General features: G+C 67.0%; 20 protein-coding genes. 7 read left to right on the forward strand and 13 right to left on the reverse strand.

Annotated features, from left to right (window positions below):
- Window positions 1-200 precede the first annotated feature (200 nt).
- Window positions 201-1,583, forward strand: coding sequence for a class II fumarate hydratase (locus tag NC595_RS12120; RefSeq protein ID WP_253566835.1), 1,383 nt, complete (start codon window positions 201-203; stop codon window positions 1,581-1,583).
- Between the two features lie 33 nt (window positions 1,584-1,616).
- On the opposite strand, the gene NC595_RS12125 is transcribed toward NC595_RS12120, so the two are convergent.
- The 9 genes from NC595_RS12125 to NC595_RS12165 form a co-directional block, all read right to left on the reverse strand.
- Window positions 1,617-2,048: a DUF6326 family protein gene (locus NC595_RS12125; protein WP_253566837.1), complete on the reverse strand. Its 432-nt coding sequence runs from the start codon at window positions 2,046-2,048 to the stop codon at window positions 1,617-1,619.
- 427 nt (window positions 2,049-2,475) lie between these two features.
- Window positions 2,476-2,862, reverse strand: a complete 387-nt coding sequence (locus tag NC595_RS12130) for a PDZ domain-containing protein (protein WP_253566839.1) — start codon at window positions 2,860-2,862, stop codon at window positions 2,476-2,478.
- A 61-nt stretch (window positions 2,863-2,923) separates the two neighbouring features.
- On the reverse strand, window positions 2,924-3,628 hold the full coding sequence (locus tag NC595_RS12135; RefSeq protein WP_253566841.1) for a YggN family protein: 705 nt from the start codon (window positions 3,626-3,628) through the stop codon (window positions 2,924-2,926).
- Between the two features lie 58 nt (window positions 3,629-3,686).
- Window positions 3,687-4,250 (reverse strand): DUF2884 family protein, encoded by a 564-nt coding sequence (locus NC595_RS12140; protein WP_253566843.1) that lies wholly within the window; start codon window positions 4,248-4,250, stop codon window positions 3,687-3,689.
- A 75-nt stretch (window positions 4,251-4,325) separates the two neighbouring features.
- The gene (locus NC595_RS12145) at window positions 4,326-5,291 is read right to left on the reverse strand and encodes a hypothetical protein (protein WP_253566846.1); all 966 of its coding nucleotides are present in this window, start codon (window positions 5,289-5,291) and stop codon (window positions 4,326-4,328) included.
- Entirely contained in the window at window positions 5,288-6,145 is an 858-nt protein-coding gene (locus NC595_RS12150) for an ABC transporter ATP-binding protein (protein ID WP_253566847.1), read from the reverse strand. Before NC595_RS12150 ends, NC595_RS12145 begins: the two co-directional genes overlap by 4 nt.
- Window positions 6,142-6,516: a GntR family transcriptional regulator gene (locus tag NC595_RS12155; RefSeq protein WP_253566848.1), complete on the reverse strand. Its 375-nt coding sequence runs from the start codon at window positions 6,514-6,516 to the stop codon at window positions 6,142-6,144. Before NC595_RS12155 ends, NC595_RS12150 begins: the two co-directional genes overlap by 4 nt.
- Window positions 6,517-6,520: 4 nt before the next feature.
- Entirely contained in the window at window positions 6,521-6,847 is a 327-nt protein-coding gene (locus NC595_RS12160) for a hypothetical protein (protein WP_253566849.1), read from the reverse strand.
- Window positions 6,848-7,549: 702 nt separating this feature from the next.
- Window positions 7,550-8,134: an FMN-dependent NADH-azoreductase gene (locus NC595_RS12165; RefSeq protein WP_253566850.1), complete on the reverse strand. Its 585-nt coding sequence runs from the start codon at window positions 8,132-8,134 to the stop codon at window positions 7,550-7,552.
- Between the two features lie 120 nt (window positions 8,135-8,254).
- On the opposite strand from NC595_RS12165, the gene NC595_RS12170 reads away from it, so the two are divergent.
- The 4 genes from NC595_RS12170 to NC595_RS12185 all read left to right on the forward strand — a co-directional run bounded on the left by NC595_RS12170 (window position 8,255) and on the right by NC595_RS12185 (window position 12,717).
- The gene (locus NC595_RS12170) at window positions 8,255-9,226 is read left to right on the forward strand and encodes a LysR substrate-binding domain-containing protein (protein WP_253566852.1); all 972 of its coding nucleotides are present in this window, start codon (window positions 8,255-8,257) and stop codon (window positions 9,224-9,226) included.
- 50 nt (window positions 9,227-9,276) lie between these two features.
- A complete protein-coding gene (locus NC595_RS12175) occupies window positions 9,277-10,422 on the forward strand; it encodes a pyridoxal phosphate-dependent aminotransferase (protein ID WP_253566853.1) in 1,146 nt (381 codons plus the stop codon).
- Window positions 10,419-11,228 (forward strand): amidohydrolase, encoded by an 810-nt coding sequence (locus NC595_RS12180; RefSeq protein WP_425493123.1) that lies wholly within the window; start codon window positions 10,419-10,421, stop codon window positions 11,226-11,228. The genes NC595_RS12175 and NC595_RS12180 overlap by 4 nt, the downstream gene beginning before the upstream one ends.
- A 469-nt stretch (window positions 11,229-11,697) precedes the next feature.
- The gene (locus NC595_RS12185; RefSeq protein WP_253566855.1) at window positions 11,698-12,717 is read left to right on the forward strand and encodes a peptidoglycan-binding domain-containing protein; all 1,020 of its coding nucleotides are present in this window, start codon (window positions 11,698-11,700) and stop codon (window positions 12,715-12,717) included.
- Between the two features lie 89 nt (window positions 12,718-12,806).
- Here the strand turns inward: NC595_RS12185 and NC595_RS12190 are convergent, their stop codons facing one another.
- From NC595_RS12190 to NC595_RS12200, 3 genes are read right to left on the reverse strand one after another with little or no spacing between them, the layout of a single operon-like run.
- The gene (locus NC595_RS12190; RefSeq protein ID WP_253566857.1) at window positions 12,807-14,204 is read right to left on the reverse strand and encodes a pseudouridine synthase; all 1,398 of its coding nucleotides are present in this window, start codon (window positions 14,202-14,204) and stop codon (window positions 12,807-12,809) included.
- Between the two features lie 12 nt (window positions 14,205-14,216).
- Window positions 14,217-15,212: an SMC-Scp complex subunit ScpB gene (scpB, locus tag NC595_RS12195; protein WP_253566859.1), complete on the reverse strand. Its 996-nt coding sequence runs from the start codon at window positions 15,210-15,212 to the stop codon at window positions 14,217-14,219.
- The gene (locus NC595_RS12200) at window positions 15,205-16,131 is read right to left on the reverse strand and encodes a segregation and condensation protein A (RefSeq protein ID WP_253566861.1); all 927 of its coding nucleotides are present in this window, start codon (window positions 16,129-16,131) and stop codon (window positions 15,205-15,207) included. Before NC595_RS12200 ends, scpB begins: the two co-directional genes overlap by 8 nt.
- A gap of 733 nt (window positions 16,132-16,864) precedes the next feature.
- On the opposite strand from NC595_RS12200, the gene NC595_RS12205 reads away from it, so the two are divergent.
- Window positions 16,865-17,230 carry a PilZ domain-containing protein gene (locus tag NC595_RS12205; RefSeq protein WP_017463169.1) on the forward strand — a complete coding sequence of 122 codons (366 nt, stop codon included), beginning with the start codon at window positions 16,865-16,867 and terminating at the stop codon, window positions 17,228-17,230.
- Window positions 17,231-17,309: 79 nt separating this feature from the next.
- Here NC595_RS12205 and NC595_RS12210 read toward each other — a convergent pair whose 3' ends face one another.
- A complete protein-coding gene (locus tag NC595_RS12210; protein ID WP_253566863.1) occupies window positions 17,310-18,998 on the reverse strand; it encodes an AMP-binding protein in 1,689 nt (562 codons plus the stop codon).
- Window positions 18,999-19,064: 66 nt separating this feature from the next.
- On the opposite strand from NC595_RS12210, the gene NC595_RS12215 reads away from it, so the two are divergent.
- Window positions 19,065-19,565, forward strand: coding sequence for a nuclear transport factor 2 family protein (locus NC595_RS12215; protein ID WP_253566865.1), 501 nt, complete (start codon window positions 19,065-19,067; stop codon window positions 19,563-19,565).
- Window positions 19,566-19,600 lie beyond the last annotated feature (35 nt).

Below are 19,600 nucleotides of genomic sequence, written 5' to 3' on the forward strand. Positions count from 1 at the left end.
AAGCTGGCCTTGGGCGCAGCCATGCGCAAGCTGCTGCATATCGCTTGGGGAGTGGTGCGTTCCGGCCTGCCGTTCGATCCCAATCGTGCCCTTGTCGGGGGGTAAGTAAGACGGTATCTACGGGGTCGTCCGGCGGGATGTTTTCGCCGTGCTTACGGGCAGGCGCTTATAGTGCAGCGGTCTTTTCAGGGAGTGTTGCCATGAGCGGATTCCGCATCGAACACGACAGCATGGGCGAGCTGCGGGTGCCCGCCGACGCGCTGTACGGCGCGCAGACGCAGCGGGCGATCGAGAATTTCCCGGTGTCCGGGTTGACCCTGCCGCGCGGCTTCATTCGCGCGCTGGGGCTGATCAAGGCCGCGGCGGCGGAGGCGAATCTCGCGCTGGGGCATCTGAAGAAGGGCCAGGCGGCGGCGATCCGCAAGGCCGCGCTGGCGGTGGCGGACGGACAGTTCGACGACCAGTTCCCGATCGACGTGTTCCAGACCGGCTCGGGCACCAGCACCAACATGAATGCCAACGAGGTGATCGCGCATCTGGCCGCCAAGGCCGGCAGCAAAGTGCACCCCAACGACCACGTGAACTACGGGCAAAGCTCCAACGACGTGATCCCCACCGCGATCCACGTCAGCGCCACGCTGATGACGACAGAAGACCTGCTGCCGGCGCTGAAGCACCTGAAGAAGACCATCGAGCGCCGCGCACGCGAGTTGAAGAACGTGGCCAAGACCGGCCGCACCCATCTGATGGACGCGATGCCGATCACCTTCGGTCAGGAGCTCTCCGGCTGGGCGGCTCAGATTGGTGCGGCGATCGAGCGCGTTGAAGATGCGTTGAAGCGCATGCGCCGGCTGCCGCAGGGCGGCACGGCGGTGGGCACCGGCATCAATGCCGATCCGAAGTTCGGCGCGGCCGTGGCGAAGGAGCTGAAGAAGCTCGGCGGGGTGAAGTTCGAGTCCGCCGACAACTGCTTCGAGGGCATGGCGGGGCAGGACGCGGCGGTGGAGCTCTCCGGCGCGCTGAAGACGCTGGCGGTGGCGCTGATGAAGATCGCCAACGACCTGCGCTGGATGAATTCAGGTCCTTTGGCAGGGCTGGGCGAGATCGAACTGCCGGCGCTGCAGCCGGGCTCATCGATCATGCCGGGCAAGGTGAACCCGGTGATTCCGGAGGCGACGGCGATGGTGGCCGCGCAGGTGATTGGCAACGACGCCACCATCACCATCGCCGGGCAGTCCGGCAACTTCCAGCTCAACGTGATGCTGCCGGTGATCGCGTACAACCTGCTGCAGTCGATCGGCCTGCTGGCCAACGTGTCGCGCCTGCTGGCGGACAAGGCGGTCGACGGCTTCAAGGTGAACAAGGTGCGGGTGGACGAGGCGCTGGCGATGAACCCGATCCTGGTCACCGCGCTGAACCCGGTGATCGGTTACGAGAAGGGCGCTGCGACCGCCAAGCAGGCCTACCGGCAGAAGCGCCCGATCATTGACGTGGCGCTGGAAACCACCGGCTTGTCGAAGGCCGAATTGCAGAAGCTGCTCGATCCCCTGGCCCTGACCCGGGGCGGCATACACGGCGAGTGAGCCTGCTACGGGTGATACCCGCTACGCCTTGGCTCAACTGCTCATCGTGCCGCGCGGCCAGTGCCACGCATACCAGACCACCAGCAGCTGCAGGATGATCTCGACGACTGCCATGACCTCGTAGAACAGCCACCCGCCCGGCATGAACAGGATCACGATGACGGTGTAGGCCAGCCCGAGCAGGATGTTGAGAGGCCGGTTGATTGCGGGCCTGAGTGCAAGCGAGAGGAACACCATTAGCGCGGGAAAGGTGACCAGTGCCGCCGTGCCGAGCAATACGCCCTGGGTGGTCGGACCCAGTGAACCCATCTGGCCGTTGAACATGGCCTTCAGCGTGCCCGGCACGAACAGACCGAAGTAGTCGCCGTAGATGTAGCAGAACATCACCGACGTCCACAGTGCGGCCAGCTTCAGTTGAACGGGAGCGCGCCAATGTTCCAGTGACTGCCTGGTGGTGCCATCCATGGTGAATCTCCGATAGTTGGAAAAGGAAGCAGCTCACGCCCTGGTTGGCGACGAGATGTACCTGGCAGGCGCTTGCCGGCCGCCGCCGCGTGCGTGGCAACAGTGAAGTCATCAACGGCGCTCCGGCGAGCCTTGGCGCGTGGGTAGTGGGAAGCTTCGCGAGTGCCATGGAGGCAGGCAATTCGCTGCATGCCGTGTCGGCGAAAACCTGAGCTGGGACAGCGTCGCCCGGCCGGCGATGCTCGCGACGGTACTGCTGCGACCGAATGAGCTTCTGGGTAACTGGCTCGACCGAAGCGATGCGACCACCGTCACTCGCCGGGAAAACAGGCCGACCAGTCGTGTCCGGCGACGGTTTCGATTCATGCGTGCCCCCGTTGCATCGAGAGGCGACTGGACGGAACTCCGAGCGGGCCGGCGAACCCGCTCAGGGGTGCGGGTGCACCAGCGCGCCCAGTTCGCCGGCGGCGAGCGCGACATCCATCGTGTGCCCTCCCCGCCGGACCGAGAGCTTCGCCGGATCCTGCATGTGTGCGTTGGCATAGGTCACCAGGTCCTTCACATGAGCGACGGACTGGCCGTCGACGGTGGTGATGCGGTCGCCCGCGTGCAGGCCATCGCGCCCGTCGGGTGCGATCCGGTCGACCACGACGCCCTTGCCGTCCTTCGAGGACAGGTCGAGGGCCTGGCCGTTTGCTCCCTTCCAGGTCAGGCTCTCGGCGGTGCCGTGCATGCTGACGTACCAGCCGGCATGGGCGGGGGCGGCCAGTGCAGTGGCCAGGGCGAATGCGGCGGTCAGCGCGATATGACGCATGTGGATCTCTCCATGAAGTGGCCATGCCCCCGTGGCCGGGGTGCTTCCTGCGGCAGGTTGGTCAGTCGTTGTCGCTGTCGTCGTGGATATTCTTGCCGCAGTCGTCCACGTCCTTCTGCGTCATGGTGGCGTAGGGGCGGAACTCCGGCATCGACGCGGCCAGCTTCTGTTGCGAGGTGAGCAGCTCGGGCATGCGTCCGCACAGCTTTAGCGCAGCTGCCTTGATCTGCTCGGTCTGTGGCTTGATCCGCGCTTCGATGTCCTTGTCGCTCTTTCCGGTCAGTGCGCCCCAGATGGCTTCCTTGGCGGCCTGCGTACCGATGGCGGCGCCGCTGGCGCCGATGTCCATGCCGGCCTCGGCGACACCGATGATCTGCTGGCGATAGTCCAGCAGCATGGTGTGCTGTTCCGGCGTGGCCGACACGGTCTTGCCGGCGATCACCAGGTCGCCCTGCGGGGTGATCACCGCCTTGGGCCGGTTGCCCTGGTCGTGGGGCTCGTCGTGGTCGTCGCCGACGTTGACGTGGACGTCGCTGATGTCGATGTCCTGCGTGACCAGTTCGCGCTTGGCCTGGTCGATGCCCTTCTGCACCTGTTCGGCGATGAACGAGGGCGAGGTCTTCTGCTGGACCTCTTTCGCCGCGTCGGCCAGGCCGCTGGAGGCACTGGAAGCGGCGGAGTCGGTCTGGTCGGTGTGGCCGCACGCCGCGAGGGGCAGGGTGAGTGCCAGGGCCAGCAGGCCTGCGGTGACTGCATTGCGTTTCATGGAAAGCCTCCCTGTTCGTGATGGAGCGGCGACCGCAATCGTGCGGTCGGCGGGTGGGTCAGTCGTTGTCGTCCTTGCGGCACTCGTCCACGCTGGCTGCGGTGATCAGGTTGCCGTAGGGCTTGAAGGCCGGTAGCTGGTCGGCCAGTTGGCCCTGCACGGCACGGATGCCGGCCATGTCGTCGCAGATCTTCATGGCCGACTGCTTGACCTTGTCGGCCTGCGCCTGCACGCGGTCCTCGACGGCCTTGCCGTCTCCACCAGCGATGCTGGACACGGCACCCTTGAGCGCTTCGCCGGCGACCGCCGCACCGGCCTTGCCGGTCGCCAGGCCGTGTTCGCGTACGGCGGAGGCGTCCGCGTAGTACTGCACCAGCAAGGCGCGCTGCGCGGGCGTCAGATTGATCGGCTTGCCGTCCACCGCGAAGTCGCCGTTGGCGTGGATGGTTGCCCGGGGGGCGCCGTCCGCACGCAGCGTGACCCGTTCGTGGGCAACGCGGATGGCGCCGTTCTCGATGCTGGTGTTGCCGGCGGATACCAGGGTGAAGTGGTCACCCTGTCCATCGCAGCCGATCAGCAGTAGCGCGGCCAGGGCCAGGGGAACGAGTCGCACGGGATTCATGGGGTACTCCGGAGGTCCGTTGCCGGGAGAGAAAACGCGGCGGCCTCGCGGCCGCCACAACGGGGAGAACTTGCGTCAGCTGTCGTCGCGCCAGCGGCGGAACCAGATGGCACCGGCGATCAGGCCCGCGCCGACCACCACACCAATCCACAGGTTGGGCGTTCCGATCGCGGCCCAGCTGCGGCTGAGGTTCATGATGTCCAGGCCGCTCTCGCCGTTGATGGTCAGCGCATGCGGGCTGCCGTTGTAGGCAGTGAAGCTGCCGCCGGGGAACACGCTGAACAGGCCGCGGACCACGATTTCCTTCCAGAACCAACTGGTCGGCAGGTTGAACAGGCCCATGATGCCGAACCAGCTGATCAGCAGGCCCGAAGCCACCGGCAGCACCACCGCCCAGAGGAAGGGCTTGGTCCGCGCCCAGGCCGAGCACAGCAGCAGCCAGCCGGCAGAGGGCAGGGCCCACAGCACGTAGACCGGGATGTAGCCGAGCAGGTTGCCCATGACTCGGAACGGGTGGGCCAGGGTGAGCAACTGCCACACGTTGACGCCGTGGAAGGACAGCGTGATCGCCACGATCACCAACTGGGCGAAGCCCGCGACGATGCCAGCCAGTACCGCGATGACCGGGGCCAGCACGGTGGCACTGACCAGCTTCGACAGCACCGTGCTCGTATCTGAGATCGGCAGCGACTTCCAGAACAGGATGCTGCGGTCACGACGGTCGTCGTACAGGGCGCCCAGGCAGTAGAAAAACACCACGAAGCCCAGCACCACGGTGATGATCGCCATCGAGGAGTACATGGCGACGTCCAGCGCCATGCCGACCTTGCTCATGTCGCCGGCATCCATCTGCGACATCACTTTGTGCAATTCACCGCTGGCGCCGAAATTGATGCCGTGGCGGGCGCCGATCACCTCGGCGGTGATGATCCCCATCAGGTTCAGCAGCAGGAACACGCCGCCGGTGATCACCGGCGCCCACAGGAAGCCGCCGCGGTGCTCCCAGAACTCGCGCTTGACGAGCCAGAGGAAGGTTTTCATTGGTAAGTCCCCTTCATGGTGGCGACGAACAGGTCGCTGACGGACGGCCGGCGGGTTTCGCCCAGACCCTCCAGCACGGCCCGGTCAGCGCCGTCGAACAGGAAAATGCTCTTGCCGAACACGGTACGCTCGTCGATCGGACGCAGGGCGCGCGCGGCTTCGGCGCGGTCGGCGCTCACCATCACTTCGACGAAGCGGTCGCCCATGGCGTCCATGTCGGTGTCCAGCACGATCTTGCCGTCGCGGATGAACATCAGGTCGGTGAGGATGTGCTCGATCTCCTCCACCTGGTGGGTGGTGACGATGATGGTCTTGTCCTCGTCGAAGTAGTCCTCCAGCAGGCGCTGGTAGAACTCCTTGCGGTAGAGGATGTCCAGGCCCAGCGTCGGCTCGTCCAGCACCAGCAGGCGGGCGTCGATCGCCATCACCAGGGCCAGGTGCAGCTGCACGATCATGCCCTTGGACATCTGCTTCACCCGCTGGTTGGGGGTGAGCTTGGTGCGCTTGAGCAGGGCCTCGCACTTGGCGCGGTCGAAGCGTGGGTGGATCGCCTCGACGAAGTCGATCGCGTCGTGCACCTTCATCCAGCGCGGCAGCACGGCCACGTCGGCGATGAAGCAGACCTGCTCCATCAGCTTGTTGCGCTGGGTGCGCGGGTCCAGCCCCAGCACGTGCAGCTCGCCTTCGAACGGGGTCAGCCCGAGGATGGCCTTCAGCGCGGTGGTCTTGCCGGCGCCGTTCGGGCCGATCAGGCCCACGATGCGACCGGCCGGGATGGTGAAGCTCGCGTCGTCCAGGGCGATCGTGTTCTTGTAATGCTTGCGCAGGCCGCGCGCGGTGATCACGGCGTTCATACGGGTTTCTCCGTGCCGTCGCCGGCTTCTCGCAACAGGGTTTTCAGGTCGAGCCCGAGCCGCTGCAACCGGGCAAAGAGGGTCGGCCACTCCTCGCGCAGGAAGCGCTCGCGCTCGGACTTGAGCAGTGCCTCGCGCGCTCCATCGTTGACGAACATGCCCAACCCCCTCCTTTTTTCAACCAGTTGATCGTCGACCAGCTCCTGATAGGCCTTGGAGACGGTCAGCGGATTGATCTGGAAATCCGCTGCCACCTGGCGTACCGACGGCAGCGGGTCGCCCTCGTTCAAGGCGCCGTCCAGGATCATCGCCACCACGCGTTCGCGCAGCTGGCGGTAGATCGGGACGCTGTCGTTCCAGGTGATGGTCATGAAGTTATTCCTTGGTGCTGATGCGGCCGAGCTTGTTGCCGAACGAATAGTAGGGCATGGCCATCGGCGCCCCGATCAGCGGCAGGTCGGCTTCGGCGCGGACGCCCAGGCCGCCCGGAGCTGGCTGGCCGGTCATCTCGGTGACGGCGGTCAGCGCGGCGGCACGCATTTCCTCGGCCGATGGGGTGACGTTGACGGGGGCCAGGTCGATTACCTTGACGCCGTTGATCTCGGCCACCGGAACGACGGTGATGCTGTGGTTGACGGCGGCGAGGCTGGCGGCGGTGATCAGGACGGCGGCGGACAGCGCGAGCAGGTTCGGTGCTTTCATGACGAGTCTCCTTTAGTGATCTCGTGGACCGGTGTTGTAGTGAACTATAACACCATATTTCGAACCGTCAATAGATCGCATCGAAATTCACAACATGACTGATGGCCTATGCCGAAAACCGCGAGCCTGCGCCGTTTCACCCGCGGGAGCCGTTGCGGTCGGCCTCTCGCGTTCGGTGCCAGGGGCGGGATTCCCGGTTCTTCGGCTGGCCGGGGAGGTCCCGGTGGGTCGGTCCGGGGGCGAGCAAGGCGTTGATGGACGGCGCGGCAGGATTGCGGGCGTCAGGGAGCCCGGGACAAACGGGGTCTCATGCCGTTGCCCCCGGTTTGGCGCCTGGACGGTGCGATGGCCCGGGCCACACGGGAGAAGCCCGGGCGTGAAGCGTCGGTGCCGTTGTCTCGAAAGGGGGCGGGCGTGGGACTGCGGGCGCGGATCGCGGCGCCATACCGTTACGGTGCGTGGGCGGGGTGCCCAGGCGCCCGGGTCGTCCATGCGGGCGCGGCGGATCTGGCAGCACCAGCGGTCAGCGGGCTGCCGACCGGTGCGGGGATCTGGTGAATGCGCGTTGGGATTGGAGGATCGAGGCTCGTGCCGGTTGCATCGACGGGCTGGCGATCCGCCGGGACGGGCACGTCCGGATGCGGCCCGCCAGCCGTCGGCGACGCCTTGTCCGCGGCGCCGACGGGAGTACACAGCGGGGGGTCAGGCCGCCTTGCGGAGGATCAACTGGCCGATACTCGCGTGGGCCTGCTCGAGCGCCTTCTGACGGGCCTCGTCGCCCATCGCCACGCCCTCGGCACGGACAAACTCCAGGTCGGTGATGCCGATGAAGCCCAGCGCGGTGCGCAGATAGTTTTCCTGGAAGTCCATGGCCGCGGCCGGACCCTGGCTGTAGATCCCGCCGCGCGACGAGGCGATCACCACGCGCTTGCCACCAGCCAGCCCCTCGGGGCCATTGGGGCCGTAACGGAAGGTGCGGCCGGCCACCATGACGCGGTCCAGCCATGCCTTCAGCGTGCTGGTAATGGAAAAGTTGTACATCGGCGCGCCGAGCACCACGATGTCGGCGGCCAGGAACTGCTGCAGTACGGCTTCGTCCTTCTGGGCAGCCTCGCTGCTGGCGTCGGCGTGCGGTTGCCAGTGCGGCAGCGGCTCGGCGGCAAGGTCGCGATAGGCAACGGTGCTGGCCACACCGTCGCGCCGGAGCTGGGCGACGATCGAGGCGGTGAGCTGGCGCGAGACGGAATGGCCGCCGAGGGCGCTGGTATCGAGATGCAGGACGTTCATGGGAATCCTCGTTTTCATGCCACTGCCGGGCGTTCCGGCGCTGGATGTAACGATAGATTGGAAACAATTAATGAATAAGATGGGTATTTCGGGACGAATAGTCTCAAAAGGGAAACGATGATGTATCCATTGACCGGTACTCTGCAGGACCTCAACGATCTCTACTTCTTCGCTGCCGTGGTCGAACACAAGGGCTTTTCGGCTGCAGGGCGGGCGCTGGGCATTCCCAAGTCGCGCCTGAGCAAGCGCATCGCGCAGTTGGAGGAGCGCCTGGGTGTGCGCCTGCTGCAGCGGACCACGCGGCGCTTCGTGGTGACCGAGGTGGGCGAGCGCTTCTACGGTCATTGCCGGGCCGTGCTGGAAGAGGCGCAGGCGGCCCAGGACGCCGTGGACGAGCTGCGTGCCGAGCCGCGCGGCATGGTGCGGCTGAGCTGCCCGGTATCGTTGACCCAGACCATGCTGGCGGACGTCCTGCCGGACTTCCTGCTGCAGTATCCGAAAGTGCAGGTGCGCGTGATGGCGTCGAACCGGCGGGTGGACGTGATCAGCGAAGGGGTCGACGTGGCCATCCGCGTGCGTAGCAAGCTGGACACCGACGCGACCCTCGTGGCGCGTACCTTCGGTCAGTCCCGCGTGTTGCCGGTGGCAAGTCCCCGGTTGCTGGACGAGCAAGGGCGCCCGTCCACGCCGCAGGAACTGTCCGCGCTGCCGGCGCTGTCGATGCAGGAACACGACGGCGCGCAGAGCTGGGAGCTGATCGACGCGGCCGGCGAGCGGGTGGTGGTGGACATCCAGCCACGACTGGTCTGCGGCGATTTCGCCATGCTGCTCTCGGCGGCCCAGCGCGGCGCGGGCGTGGCCATGCTGCCGGAGTTCGTCTGCGCCCCGGCGGTGTCGCGCGGTGAACTGGAGGTGTTGCTGCCTGAGTGGAGTGCGCCGGAAGGCATGATGCACTTCGTCTACCCGAGCCGGCGCGGACAGCTGCCGGGCGTGCGCGCGTTGGTGGAGTTCCTTGCCGAGCGCCTGCCGGCCGCGGCGCGGCGCGAGAGCGACATCTGCACGGGCCACCAGCCGAAGGCGCCGGCCGTGTGACGCGTGCTAGCATCGACGTTTAGCCATCCAAACGCACAGACACCAGACACATGCAGATAACCAGCAAGCTTCCCGCCGTCGGCACCACCATCTTCAGCGTGATGAGCCAACTGGCGGCGGAGCACAAGGCGGTGAACCTGGGGCAGGGCTTCCCCGACTATGAACCGCCGCAGGCGCTGCGCGAGGCGGTCGCCCGGGCGATGGCCGAGGGGCGCAACCAGTACGCGCCGGGCATCGGCCTGGCGCCGCTGCGCGAGGCGATCGCCCGCAAGACCGAGCGCCTGTACGGCCATGCGGTGAACCCCGACACCGAGGTCACGGTGACCTCCGGCGCCACCGAGGCGATCTTCTCGGCGATCGCGGCATTGGTGCGCCAGGGCGACGAGGTGATCGTGTTCGATCCGGCCTACGACTGCTACGAGCCAGCGATCGACCTGCAGGGTGCGCGGGCGGTGCACATCCCGCTGACCCCGCCCAGCTTTTCGATCGACTGGCAGCGCGTGCGCGACGCGATCACGCCGCGCACGCGGATGATCCTGGTGAACTCGCCGCACAATCCGTCCGGCGCCGTGCTGTCGGCCGACGACCTGGACCAGCTGGCCGACCTGCTGCGTGACACCGGGATCATCGTGCTGTCCGACGAGGTCTACGAACACATCGTCTTCGACGGCGTCGCCCACCAGAGCGTGCTGCGCCATCCCGAACTGGCCGCGCGCAGCGTGGTGGTGTCCAGCTTCGGCAAGACCTATCACTGCACCGGCTGGAAGGTCGGCTACGCGGTGGCGCCGGCCGCGCTGAGCCACGAATTCCGCAAGGTGCACCAGTACGTCACCTTCTGCACCTTCCATCCGGCGCAGGTCGCCTTCGCCGAATTCCTGGAGAGTCACCCGGAGCACTACCTGGAGCTGCCGGCGTTCTACCAGGCCAAGCGCGACCGGTTCCGCGCGCTGCTGGCGCCGTCGCGCTTCAAGCTGCTCGACGTGCCGGGCGGCTACTTCCAGCTGGTCGACTACTCGGCGATCCGCGACGAGGACGACCTCGCGTTCTGCCACTGGCTGGTGCGCGAGGGTGGCGTGGCGGCGATCCCGCTGACGCCGTTCTGCGCCACGCCGCCGGGCACCCGGCTCGCGCGGCTGTGCTTCGCCAAGAGCGATGCCACGCTGGAGCAGGCGGTCGAACGCCTGGTGCGACTGTGAGCGCGCTGCAGCCGCTCACCGTCACGCTGGTGCAGGGCGCCACGCGTTGGCACGACGCCGAGGCGAACCGCGAGTACTACGGCGGGCTGGTGCGCGCGCATGCAGGTACGACCGACCTGTTCGTGCTGCCGGAAACCTTCCTGTCCGGCTTCAGCAACGATACCCGCGTCAGCGCCGAGACCATGGACGGCCCGGGCGTGGCGTGGCTGCGCACGCTGGCCACCGAGGTCGGCGCGACGATCACCGGCAGCCTGGCGATCCGCGAAGGCGACACGGTCTACAACCGGCTGCTGTGGGCGACCCCGCAGGAAGACCTGCAGCAGTACGACAAGCGCCACCTGTTCCGCATGGCCGGCGAGCACACTCGCTACGGCGGCGGCCGCGAGCGGCTGATCGTCGAGCTGAAGGGCTGGAGGATCCTGCCGCAGGTCTGCTACGACCTCCGTTTCCCGGTGTGGCTGCGCAATGGCCGCAACGAACAGGCAACCGGTGGCATGGACTACGACCTGGCGCTGTTCGTGGCCAACTGGCCGGCGCCGCGCCGGCAGCCGTGGCGCACGCTGCTGCGCGCCCGCGCGATCGAGAACCTCAGCTACGTCATCGGCGTGAACCGCGTGGGCATGGACGGCAACGATCTTCCGTATGCGGGCGACAGCGCCGTGCTGGATCCGGTGGGAGAGCCGCTGATCGAGCTGGGTGCGCAGGAGCAGGTGGCGACCGTGCGCATCGATCCGGCGCCACTGCTCGCCCATCGCGAGCGCTTTCCCGCCTGGATGGATGCCGACGCGTTCCAACTGCTGTCGTGAAGGATGATGGGCGTGTAGGGGATTTCTCGGCACGCCTGTCGGGTCATCGCGCGACGATGAGCGAGGCGCGGAAAAAGGTGATTTCCTCCACCTTTTGCGCTTGATCCGCCGCATCTCCGGCCCGTAGCCTTGCGCGGCGTCTGGCGGAACCGGGGCACGGCAAGTGCGCTTTGGCCGCCGGCGCAAAGCCAGGGGATGCAAACCAATGCTCAAGGACGAGTTCATGCGGGCGCCGTCGCGCGCGCCCATCACGTACCACGTCGTCGACGTTCCGCCGATGCCGCCCGACGGCGGACCGGCACGCTAGGTCGCCGCCGCCAGGGCCGGACCGGTCCGCGTTGCGGCTATCCCGAACCTTCCGTACATGGCTCCCCGCGCGACGGGGACGGATGGTCTTGGCCCGCGCGGAGGGGTTCGGTGGTTCGACGCTCCCTCCGTTCCTCCCACTCGTTTCCATCATGGAGTAATCATGAGAATTGACTCTCTCAAGCAGGGCGCTCTTGCCCTTGCGATCGTTGCCTTCACGGGCCTAGCCGGCTGCTCGACCCTGCAGACCGGCGGTGGCAAGAACCCGGTCGCCGGGTCGGCCGGCGGCGCCAACAGCAAGAACGCCAATCCGACCCTCGAGCATTGCCCGAAGCCGCTGGGGACGCTGGCCGTGGAGGAGGATGAGGGCGAGCCTTGGTACGCCATGCTGACCCAGCAGTACCACCTGCCGTCGACCACGCCGCTGATCCGCTTGATGATCCAGCAGAGCAACTGCTTCGTCGTGGTCGATCGCGGTCGCGGCATGACCTCCATGATGCGCGAGCGCGACCTGGCCGCTTCCGGTGAATTGCGTTCGAGCAGCAACCTGCGGCCGCACCAGATGGTGGCCGCCGACTACGTGGTGACGCCGAACATCCAGTTCTCGCAGGGTACGGGCGGCGGGGCGGCAGGTCTGGCCGGGCTGGTGCCTTACGGTGCGCTGGTCGGGGCGGTGGTCGGCTCGATGAAGACCAGCGAAGCGTCCACCACGCTCATGCTCACCGATACCCGGTCGGGCGTGCAGGTGGCGATCGCGCAGGGCAGCGCGAAGAACACGGACTTCGGGTTCGGGGGGCTGTTCGGTGGGGCGGGTGCCGTCGGCGCGGCCGGTGCGTACGCCAAGACGCCACAGGGCAAGGTGATCGCGGCGGCTTTCCTCGACTCCTACAACCAGATGGTCAAGGCAGTGCGCGAATATGCGCCGCAGCACGTGTCCGGTGGACTGGGAACCGGGGGCGCCCTTTCCGTGGATGGCGAGTCTCCGTCGGGCGAAGGTGATGTGGCGGGCCTCTCGCTCCGGGATGCGCAGCGCAAGCTGGCGTCGCTCGGTCTCTACAAGAGTCGCATCGACGGCCGTCCGGGCCCGGGCACGTCGTCCGCGCTGAGCAGCTTCCAGCGCATTCGGGGGCTGGACGTGACCGGCAAGCTCGATCCGGCCACGGCCAAGGCACTGCAGCAGTAGCGTTCGCGCGGCACGGTTTAGACGCCATCATGAAAAAGTCGCCCATTCGGGCGGCTTTTTCGTCTGTAGCCGCGGACGACTCGGATCCGTCAGCGATTGCCGCCGCGGTTGCCGCCGGGGCGCTTGCCGCCGCGACCGCCGCCACTGTTGCCACCCGGCCGGGGGCCACGGTTGCCGGCATTGCCGCGATTGCCTGCATTGCTACGGCTACCCGCGTTGTTGCCACGGTTGCCGCCGGGGCCGCGCTTTTCGCCGCCGAAGCCGCTGTAGGGAGCCGCCGTGCCGGCAGCACCCACGCCACCGCCGCCGCGACGGCGCTTGGCGCCACCGGGCTTGCCCTGGCCACCGCTGGCCGGCTGGCCGTCACGGGTCTCACCGGCGAACCAGGTGCGCACCGAGGGCAATTCCTGGCCGGGCGCCACGCCGCGCTTGTTGCGGCTCTTGCGGGGCTGGCCCGGGCGTTCCGGGCGGGCGACGTTGCCGTTCACCTCGCGCCCGGGGCGACGCCCCTTGCCGCGGGCCGGCTCGTCGCGGATGCGGTCGAACGCACGCAGTTCACGTGCTTCGTCTGCGGCGGCGCTGCTCCACGCGGTGGCGGCACCGCGCTCCGGGCGGTATTCGGTGACGTGGCGCGGGGCGCGGCGCTGGTGCAGCACCGGGCTGAGCGTCAAGACCGGCTGGGGCGCGCCCAGGCCGGTGAGCTTGCGCAGCTCCTTCACGGCGTCCTCGCCCAGCGATTCGCAGTCGCCCCGGCGCAGGGCGCGCGGCAACTGCACGTTGCCGTAGCGGATGCGCTTGAGGCGACTGACCAGGAAGCCCTGCGAATCCCACAGGCGACGCACCTCGCGGTTGCGACCCTCGCGGATCACCACGCGGAACCAGCTGTGGCTGCCGCCGCGGCTGATCACCGCGATGTCGTCGAAGCGGGCGGGACCGTCCTCCAGCTCGACGCCGGACTTGAGCTTCTCGATGATCTCGTCGGGTACTTCGCCATGGACACGGCACAGGTACTCGCGCTCCAGACCGCTCTTGGGATGCATCAGCGCGTTGGCCAGCTCGCCGTCGGTGGTGAGCAGCAGCAGGCCGGTGGTATTGATGTCCAACCGGCCGACGGCGACCCAGCGCGCGCCCTTCAGGCGGGGCAGCTCCTCGAACACGGTGGGGCGACCTTCCGGATCGTCCCGGGTGGTCATCACGCCTTCCGGCTTGTGGTAGACCAGCACCTCGGTTTCGTCGCGGTTGTCGGTGGCGACGACGAACTGCTTGCCGTCGATGACCACGCGGTCGCCGGCATGCACGCTGGCGCCGATGGCGGCCGGCTGGCCGTTGAGCTCGACTTCGCCCGCATGGATGCGCTGCTCGAGCATGCGCCGCGAGCCGAGGCCGGCGTTCGCGAGCACCTTGTGCAGGCGCTCTTCCAGTGCGGGTTCGTTTTCGGCCCGTGCGGGGCGCTTGAGGGTAAGTAGGGATTTCTGCGGCGCAGTCATGCGCGTGACTCCTCAGGAATGCTTGTCGGTGTCGCCGTCGCCGGCGTCCGCGGGGATCGCTGCCTCGTCGGCAGTGGTCGGTTCGGTGGACAGCCCGTCGGGGGCTGGCGGAGTGCCGTCGCGCAGGTCCGCGGCGGACACAGGTTCTTCTTCGGCGCCATCGGGGGCCGTGGCGACGTTCTCGGTGTCATCGTTTGCGGCCTCTTCCATGCCCGTCGGGTTGGCGGCTTCGGCGAGATCGTGAACGTCGAAATCCGCGGCCGGGTCGATGTCGTCCCTGGCTGCGGTGGCATCGGCCGGTTGCGCCGGATCGGCATCCTCGACGCTGGTGGTGGCCTGCGCTTCGGCCTCGGGATCGATCGGCAGGTCCTTCACCACACGTGCCGGCAGCGGCTCGGGCTCGAAGCGCAGCTGCGGGTCTTCCATGTCGCGGATCTCGGACAGCGGCGGGAGCTGGTCCAGCGATTTCAGGTTGAAGTAGTCCAGGAATGCACGGGTGGTGCCGAACAGCGCCGGTCGGCCCGGCACGTCGCGGTGGCCGACCACGCGGATCCAGTCGCGCTCCTCCAGCGTCTTGATGATGTTGGAGGACACCACCACGCCTCGGATCTGCTCGATCTCCGGGCGGGTGATCGGCTGGCGGTAGGCGATCAGTGCCAAGGTTTCCAGCAGGGCGCGGGAGTAGCGGCTGGGCCGCTCGGTCCACATCCGAGACAGCCAGGGGTGCACGGCCTGCTTCACCTGGTAGCGGAAACCGGATGCGATCTCCTTCAGCTCCACGCCGCGCCCCTCGCAGTCGCCAGCCAGCGCCTCGAGCGTGCGCGCGACCAGCTCGCGGGTTACTTCGTGTTCTTCGCCGAACAACTCGACCAGCTGCGCCATCGTCAGCGGGTTGCTGGAGGCGAGCAGGGCGGCTTCGACGATCGGCTTGAGCTGTTCGATGCCGAGTGGCTCCTGGCGGACCGGTTCGTCGCGGACAGGGCTGGCGAGTTCCTGGTTGTCACTCATAGGCGGAGGCTTCTCCGGCGGATTCATCGTTGGGCGGGGCGTCGTCGTCGGTGGCGTCCTGGTAGTCGCCCGCGTCGGCCTTGGCCCGGAGGTAGATCGGCGCCAGCGGCGCTTCCTGCACGATCTCGATCAGCATTTCCTTGGCCAGTTCGAGCATGGCCAGGAAGGTCACCACCACGCCGAGCCGGCCCTCGGTCGGATCGAACAGCGTCTCGAAGCGCTGGAAACTGATGCTTTCCAGCTTGCCCAGCAGCTCGCCCATGCGCTGGCGCACGCTCAGCGCTTCGCGCTTGATGGCGTGATGGCCGAACAGTTCGGCGCGGTGCATCACGTCCTTGAGCGCCAGCAGCATTTCCTTGAGGTCCAGCGGGGGCGGCAGGCGGATCACCGTGCGCTCGCCCGCGTCCACCTGCACTGGCATCGTGTCGCGCTCCACGCGGGGCAGGGCGTCGATGTCCTCGGCGGCTTTCTTGAACCGCTCGTACTCCTGCAGTCTGCGCACCAGGTCGGCGCGGGGGTCTTCCTCCAGCCCTTCCTCGGCCGGCGGCCGCGGCAGCAGCAGCCGCGACTTGATCTCGGCCAGGATCGCGGCCATCAGCAGGTATTCGGCCGCCAGCTCCAGCCGCATCACATCGCGCATCAGCTCGATGTAGGCCATGTACTGGCGGGTGATCTCGGCGACCGGGATGTCCAGGATGTCCAGGTTTTGCCGGCGGATCAGGTAAAGCAGCAGGTCCAGCGGGCCCTCGAACGCCTCCAGGATGACTTCCAGCGCGTCCGGCGGAATGTACAGGTCCTGCGGCATCTGCAGGATCGGCTCGCCGCGCACGATCGCCAGCGGCATCTCCTGCTGCTGCGGCATCGACGCGAACACGTCCGCTTGACTGGTTGTCTGAGGCTCGCTTGGCTCAGTGCTCATCAATGCATGTCGTTGGGCCACCGCCCGAAAGGACGGGGATTGCACACGATTGGAACCGGACCCGTCCATCCGGCTCGCGCCGAGGGATACGGGGCTTGCACGCGCCGACGTAGCCGCGCTGTGTGGAAACGCTCCTGCTGCAGATGCCCGGCCTGGCTGTTGCCTTGGTCGCGAATGCCCGGCGATACCCCTGGGGAATCATCGGACGGGTCGCGACCAACCGCTGGGCGTCCGGTCCGGGATATGAGCCACGGTCGAGGCGCACGTGCCGTTGGGCGTCGGAAACGCTACAGGCATGTCAGTCGGTCGGCGGAGAGCATCGAACGTGGCTCTCGGGGCGCTCTCCACTGCCTCGCCGGCAGGATGGCGCCCTGTATTAATCCCACGAATGGCCCACAGGGTAATGGCTGGTTTGCCGCAAGTCCAGCAGCCGGGCGGCCATCGCGTCATCTGGGCGCAATGTGCCGCTGATCGTCCATCCTTGGCACTGGGGCCCGGCTTGTCATGGTCGCCGGTGCTGCCTCGATGGCCATTTGGCGCGAATAGCGGATCTGATTTCGGTTCTGGCACATCGTTTGCTTCACCCGCTTGTCCCTGCGTGGACTTCGTGCCCCAATACGATCCTGCCGGATCGGGGCCCGCGCGCGTCGGGAACATTCTTCACCGGCAGGTCCTCCCGGGCCTTTCGGTGCGAGGGAATCAGGCCTCCGGGGGACGGGGCAAGCGAGGGAGCATGATGGCAGTAGACAAGAATGCGACGGGCTTCGGCGAGGAACATCTGCGCCCGGCCAGGATGCGCATCGAGACGACGGTGCTGATGAGTCGTGGAGACCAGTCGCATCCGAGCGAACTGGTGGATATTTCGGCCACTGGCCTGCTGGTGCGGCGCCCTCTGGGCTGGTCCGGCGAGCTGGGGGAGCCGTGGGTGCTGGACATGATCTTCGGCAGCGACCTGCACATCCACCTGGAGGCGACGGTGGCGCGGATTTCCGACCATCATGTCGGTTATGCGTATTCCCGGATTCCCGAGGACAAGCAGGTGCCGCTGTGGAATCTGCTCGGTGGTTACGCCGACATCCTGGAGCAGTGGAACAACTGAGCGGAACCGGTTCGCGGCGCTGCACAGGAAAACGCCCGCGTCACGCGGGCGTTCTTGCATCCAACGGCGCCTGGCCGGTCTAGTGCGCGGGGGCCGGCTTCTTGTCGTCTCGCAGCTCACGCCTGAGGATCTTGCCGACGTTGCTCTTGGGCAGGTCGTCGCGGAACTCGATGAGTTTCGGCCGCTTGTAGCCGGTGAGGTTCTCGCGGCAGAACTCCTTGAGGGCCTCCGCGGTGAGGTTCGGGTCCTTGCGCACCACGAACAGCTTCACCACCTCGCCCGAGTGTTCGTCCGGGACGCCCACGGCCGCGACTTCCGACACGCCAGGGTGCTGCATCACCGTGTCTTCGACCTCGTTCGGATACACGTTGAAGCCGGACACCAGGATCATGTCCTTCTTGCGGTCGACGATGTAGAAGTAACCGTTCTCGTCCATCCGGGCGATATCACCGGTGTGCAGCCAGCCATCCTTGTCGAGCACCTTGGCGGTCTCCTCGGGGCGCTGCCAGTAGCCCTTCATCACCTGCGGGCCCTGCACCATCAGTTCCCCCACTTCACCGACCGGCAGCGGCTGGTTCTCTTCCGACCAGATCGCCACGTTGGTGGACGGGATCGGCAGGCCGATCGAGCCGTTGTATTCCTTCAGGTCGAGCGGGTTGATGCAGGCGGCTGGCGATGTCTCGGTGAGGCCATAGGCTTCGGCCAGGGTGCAGCCGGTGACCTTCTTCCAGCGTTCGGCCACGGCGCGCTGCACCGCCATGCCACCGCCCAGCGTCAGGTGCAGGCGCGAGAAATCCACCTCGGCGAAGCCGGGCGTGTTGAGCAGGCCGTTGAACAGCGTATTGACGCCGGTGAGCGCGGTGAAGCGCGACTTCTGCAGCTCCTTGACGAACCCGGGCATGTCGCGCGGATTGGTGATCAGCCAGTTCATGCCGCCCAGGCGCATGAACACCAGGCCGTTCGCCGTCAGCGAGAAGATGTGATAGAGCGGCAGGGCGGTGATGATGACCTCCTCACCCTCCTTCGCATTCCGGCCGATCCAGCTGCCGGCCTGCAGCATGTTGGCGACCATGTTGCCGTGGCTGAGCATGGCGCCCTTGGCCACGCCGGTGGTGCCGCCGGTGTATTGCAGGAAAGCCAGGTCATCGTGGCCGAGCGCGACTTTCGGCAGCGGATGGTGAGCCCCGCGCGCCAGGGCTTCTTTGAAGCGCACGGCCTGTGGCAGGTGGTAATCCGGCACCATTTTCTTCAGGTGCTTGGCCACCGTGTTGACCAGCATGCCCTTGAGGCCGCCGAGCAGGTCGCCCACGCCCGTGGTGACGATGTGCTCGACATGGGTCTCGGCGACCACCTGCTGGACCGTCGAGGCGAAATTGTCCAGCACCACGATCGCCTTGGCGCCGGAGTCCTCCAGTTGGTGCCTGAGCTCGCGGGCGGTATAGAGCGGGTTGGTGTTGACCACCACCAACCCCGCACGCAGCGCGCCGAACAGGGCCACCGGATACTGCAGCACGTTGGGCATCATGATCGCGATGCGGTCGCCCTTGGACAGCTTGAGCTCGCCGGAGAGATAACCGGCGAACTTCGCGCTCATCGCGTCGATCTCGCCGTAACTGAGCTGCTTGCCGAAGCTGGCGAAAGCCGGCCGCTCCTTGAACTTGCCGAAGGCCTCCTCGAGCACCGCGACGACGGATGCGTAGGCACCCAGGTCGATCTCGGCGGGGACGCCCTCCGGATAGTGGTCAAGCCACGGACGCTCTTTGCTCATGGTGATCCTTGCGCTCCTGGAAACGGACAACCGCCTGCCGCGGCCGGTCATCGACATGACGCGGCATTGGAGCATACGCTCGCGTATAGCGGCAAGCCGCGCCGCAACGACCCGGAAGCCTTCCGCATGCGCCTGCACCGATGCCTTTTCCTGCTGTTTGTCGCGGTCGTTTCCGGGGTGCTCGGCGGGTGTCATCGAGTCCCCGCCGAGGAAGCGGTGCGGCATGCGGTGACGTCGGCGGAGCATGCCGCCGAGGCGGTCGACGCGGGGGCTTTCCGGGATCGGCTGAGTGAGGATTTCACCGGCAACCGGGGACAGTTCGATCGCCGGCAACTGGTCGATCTGCTGCGCCTGGCGCGGCTGCGGGGCGAGACCATCCATGTGCTGATGGGGCCGATGTCGGTCGAGCCGCGTGGCGATCGTTTCCTGGTGACATTCACCGTGACGCTCTCCAGTGGCGGCCGTCTGCTGCCTTCCGATATGGGTATCTACCGGGTCGAGAGCGCATGGCGCCGGGAAGGTGGTGACTGGGTCTGTTACGCGGCCACCTGGTCGCGACCGCGGTAGCGCTGAGCCGGAAGAAAGAAAAACGCCGCCCGGAG

Source organism: Dyella lutea, assembly GCF_024158035.1.
GTDB classification, from domain to species: Bacteria; Pseudomonadota; Gammaproteobacteria; order Xanthomonadales; family Rhodanobacteraceae; genus Dyella_A; species Dyella_A lutea.

Bases quoted from the DNA above. Each gene is read 5' to 3' on its own strand.
- NC595_RS12120 (WP_253566835.1), top strand. From the start codon at position 201: ATGAGCGGATTCCGCATCGAACACGACAGCATGGGCGAGCTGCGGGTG.
- NC595_RS12125 (WP_253566837.1), bottom strand. From the start codon at position 2,048: ATGGATGGCACCACCAGGCAGTCACTGGAACATTGGCGCGCTCCCGTT.
- NC595_RS12130 (WP_253566839.1), bottom strand. From the start codon at position 2,862: ATGCGTCATATCGCGCTGACCGCCGCATTCGCCCTGGCCACTGCACTG.
- NC595_RS12135 (WP_253566841.1), bottom strand. From the start codon at position 3,628: ATGAAACGCAATGCAGTCACCGCAGGCCTGCTGGCCCTGGCACTCACC.
- NC595_RS12140 (WP_253566843.1), bottom strand. From the start codon at position 4,250: ATGAATCCCGTGCGACTCGTTCCCCTGGCCCTGGCCGCGCTACTGCTG.
- NC595_RS12145 (WP_253566846.1), bottom strand. From the start codon at position 5,291: ATGAAAACCTTCCTCTGGCTCGTCAAGCGCGAGTTCTGGGAGCACCGC.
- NC595_RS12150 (WP_253566847.1), bottom strand. From the start codon at position 6,145: ATGAACGCCGTGATCACCGCGCGCGGCCTGCGCAAGCATTACAAGAAC.
- NC595_RS12155 (WP_253566848.1), bottom strand. From the start codon at position 6,516: ATGACCATCACCTGGAACGACAGCGTCCCGATCTACCGCCAGCTGCGC.
- NC595_RS12160 (WP_253566849.1), bottom strand. From the start codon at position 6,847: ATGAAAGCACCGAACCTGCTCGCGCTGTCCGCCGCCGTCCTGATCACC.
- NC595_RS12165 (WP_253566850.1), bottom strand. From the start codon at position 8,134: ATGAACGTCCTGCATCTCGATACCAGCGCCCTCGGCGGCCATTCCGTC.
- NC595_RS12170 (WP_253566852.1), top strand. From the start codon at position 8,255: ATGTATCCATTGACCGGTACTCTGCAGGACCTCAACGATCTCTACTTC.
- NC595_RS12175 (WP_253566853.1), top strand. From the start codon at position 9,277: ATGCAGATAACCAGCAAGCTTCCCGCCGTCGGCACCACCATCTTCAGC.
- NC595_RS12185 (WP_253566855.1), top strand. From the start codon at position 11,698: ATGAGAATTGACTCTCTCAAGCAGGGCGCTCTTGCCCTTGCGATCGTT.
- NC595_RS12190 (WP_253566857.1), bottom strand. From the start codon at position 14,204: ATGACTGCGCCGCAGAAATCCCTACTTACCCTCAAGCGCCCCGCACGG.
- scpB (WP_253566859.1), bottom strand. From the start codon at position 15,212: ATGAGTGACAACCAGGAACTCGCCAGCCCTGTCCGCGACGAACCGGTC.
- NC595_RS12200 (WP_253566861.1), bottom strand. From the start codon at position 16,131: ATGAGCACTGAGCCAAGCGAGCCTCAGACAACCAGTCAAGCGGACGTG.
- NC595_RS12205 (WP_017463169.1), top strand. From the start codon at position 16,865: ATGATGGCAGTAGACAAGAATGCGACGGGCTTCGGCGAGGAACATCTG.
- NC595_RS12210 (WP_253566863.1), bottom strand. From the start codon at position 18,998: ATGAGCAAAGAGCGTCCGTGGCTTGACCACTATCCGGAGGGCGTCCCC.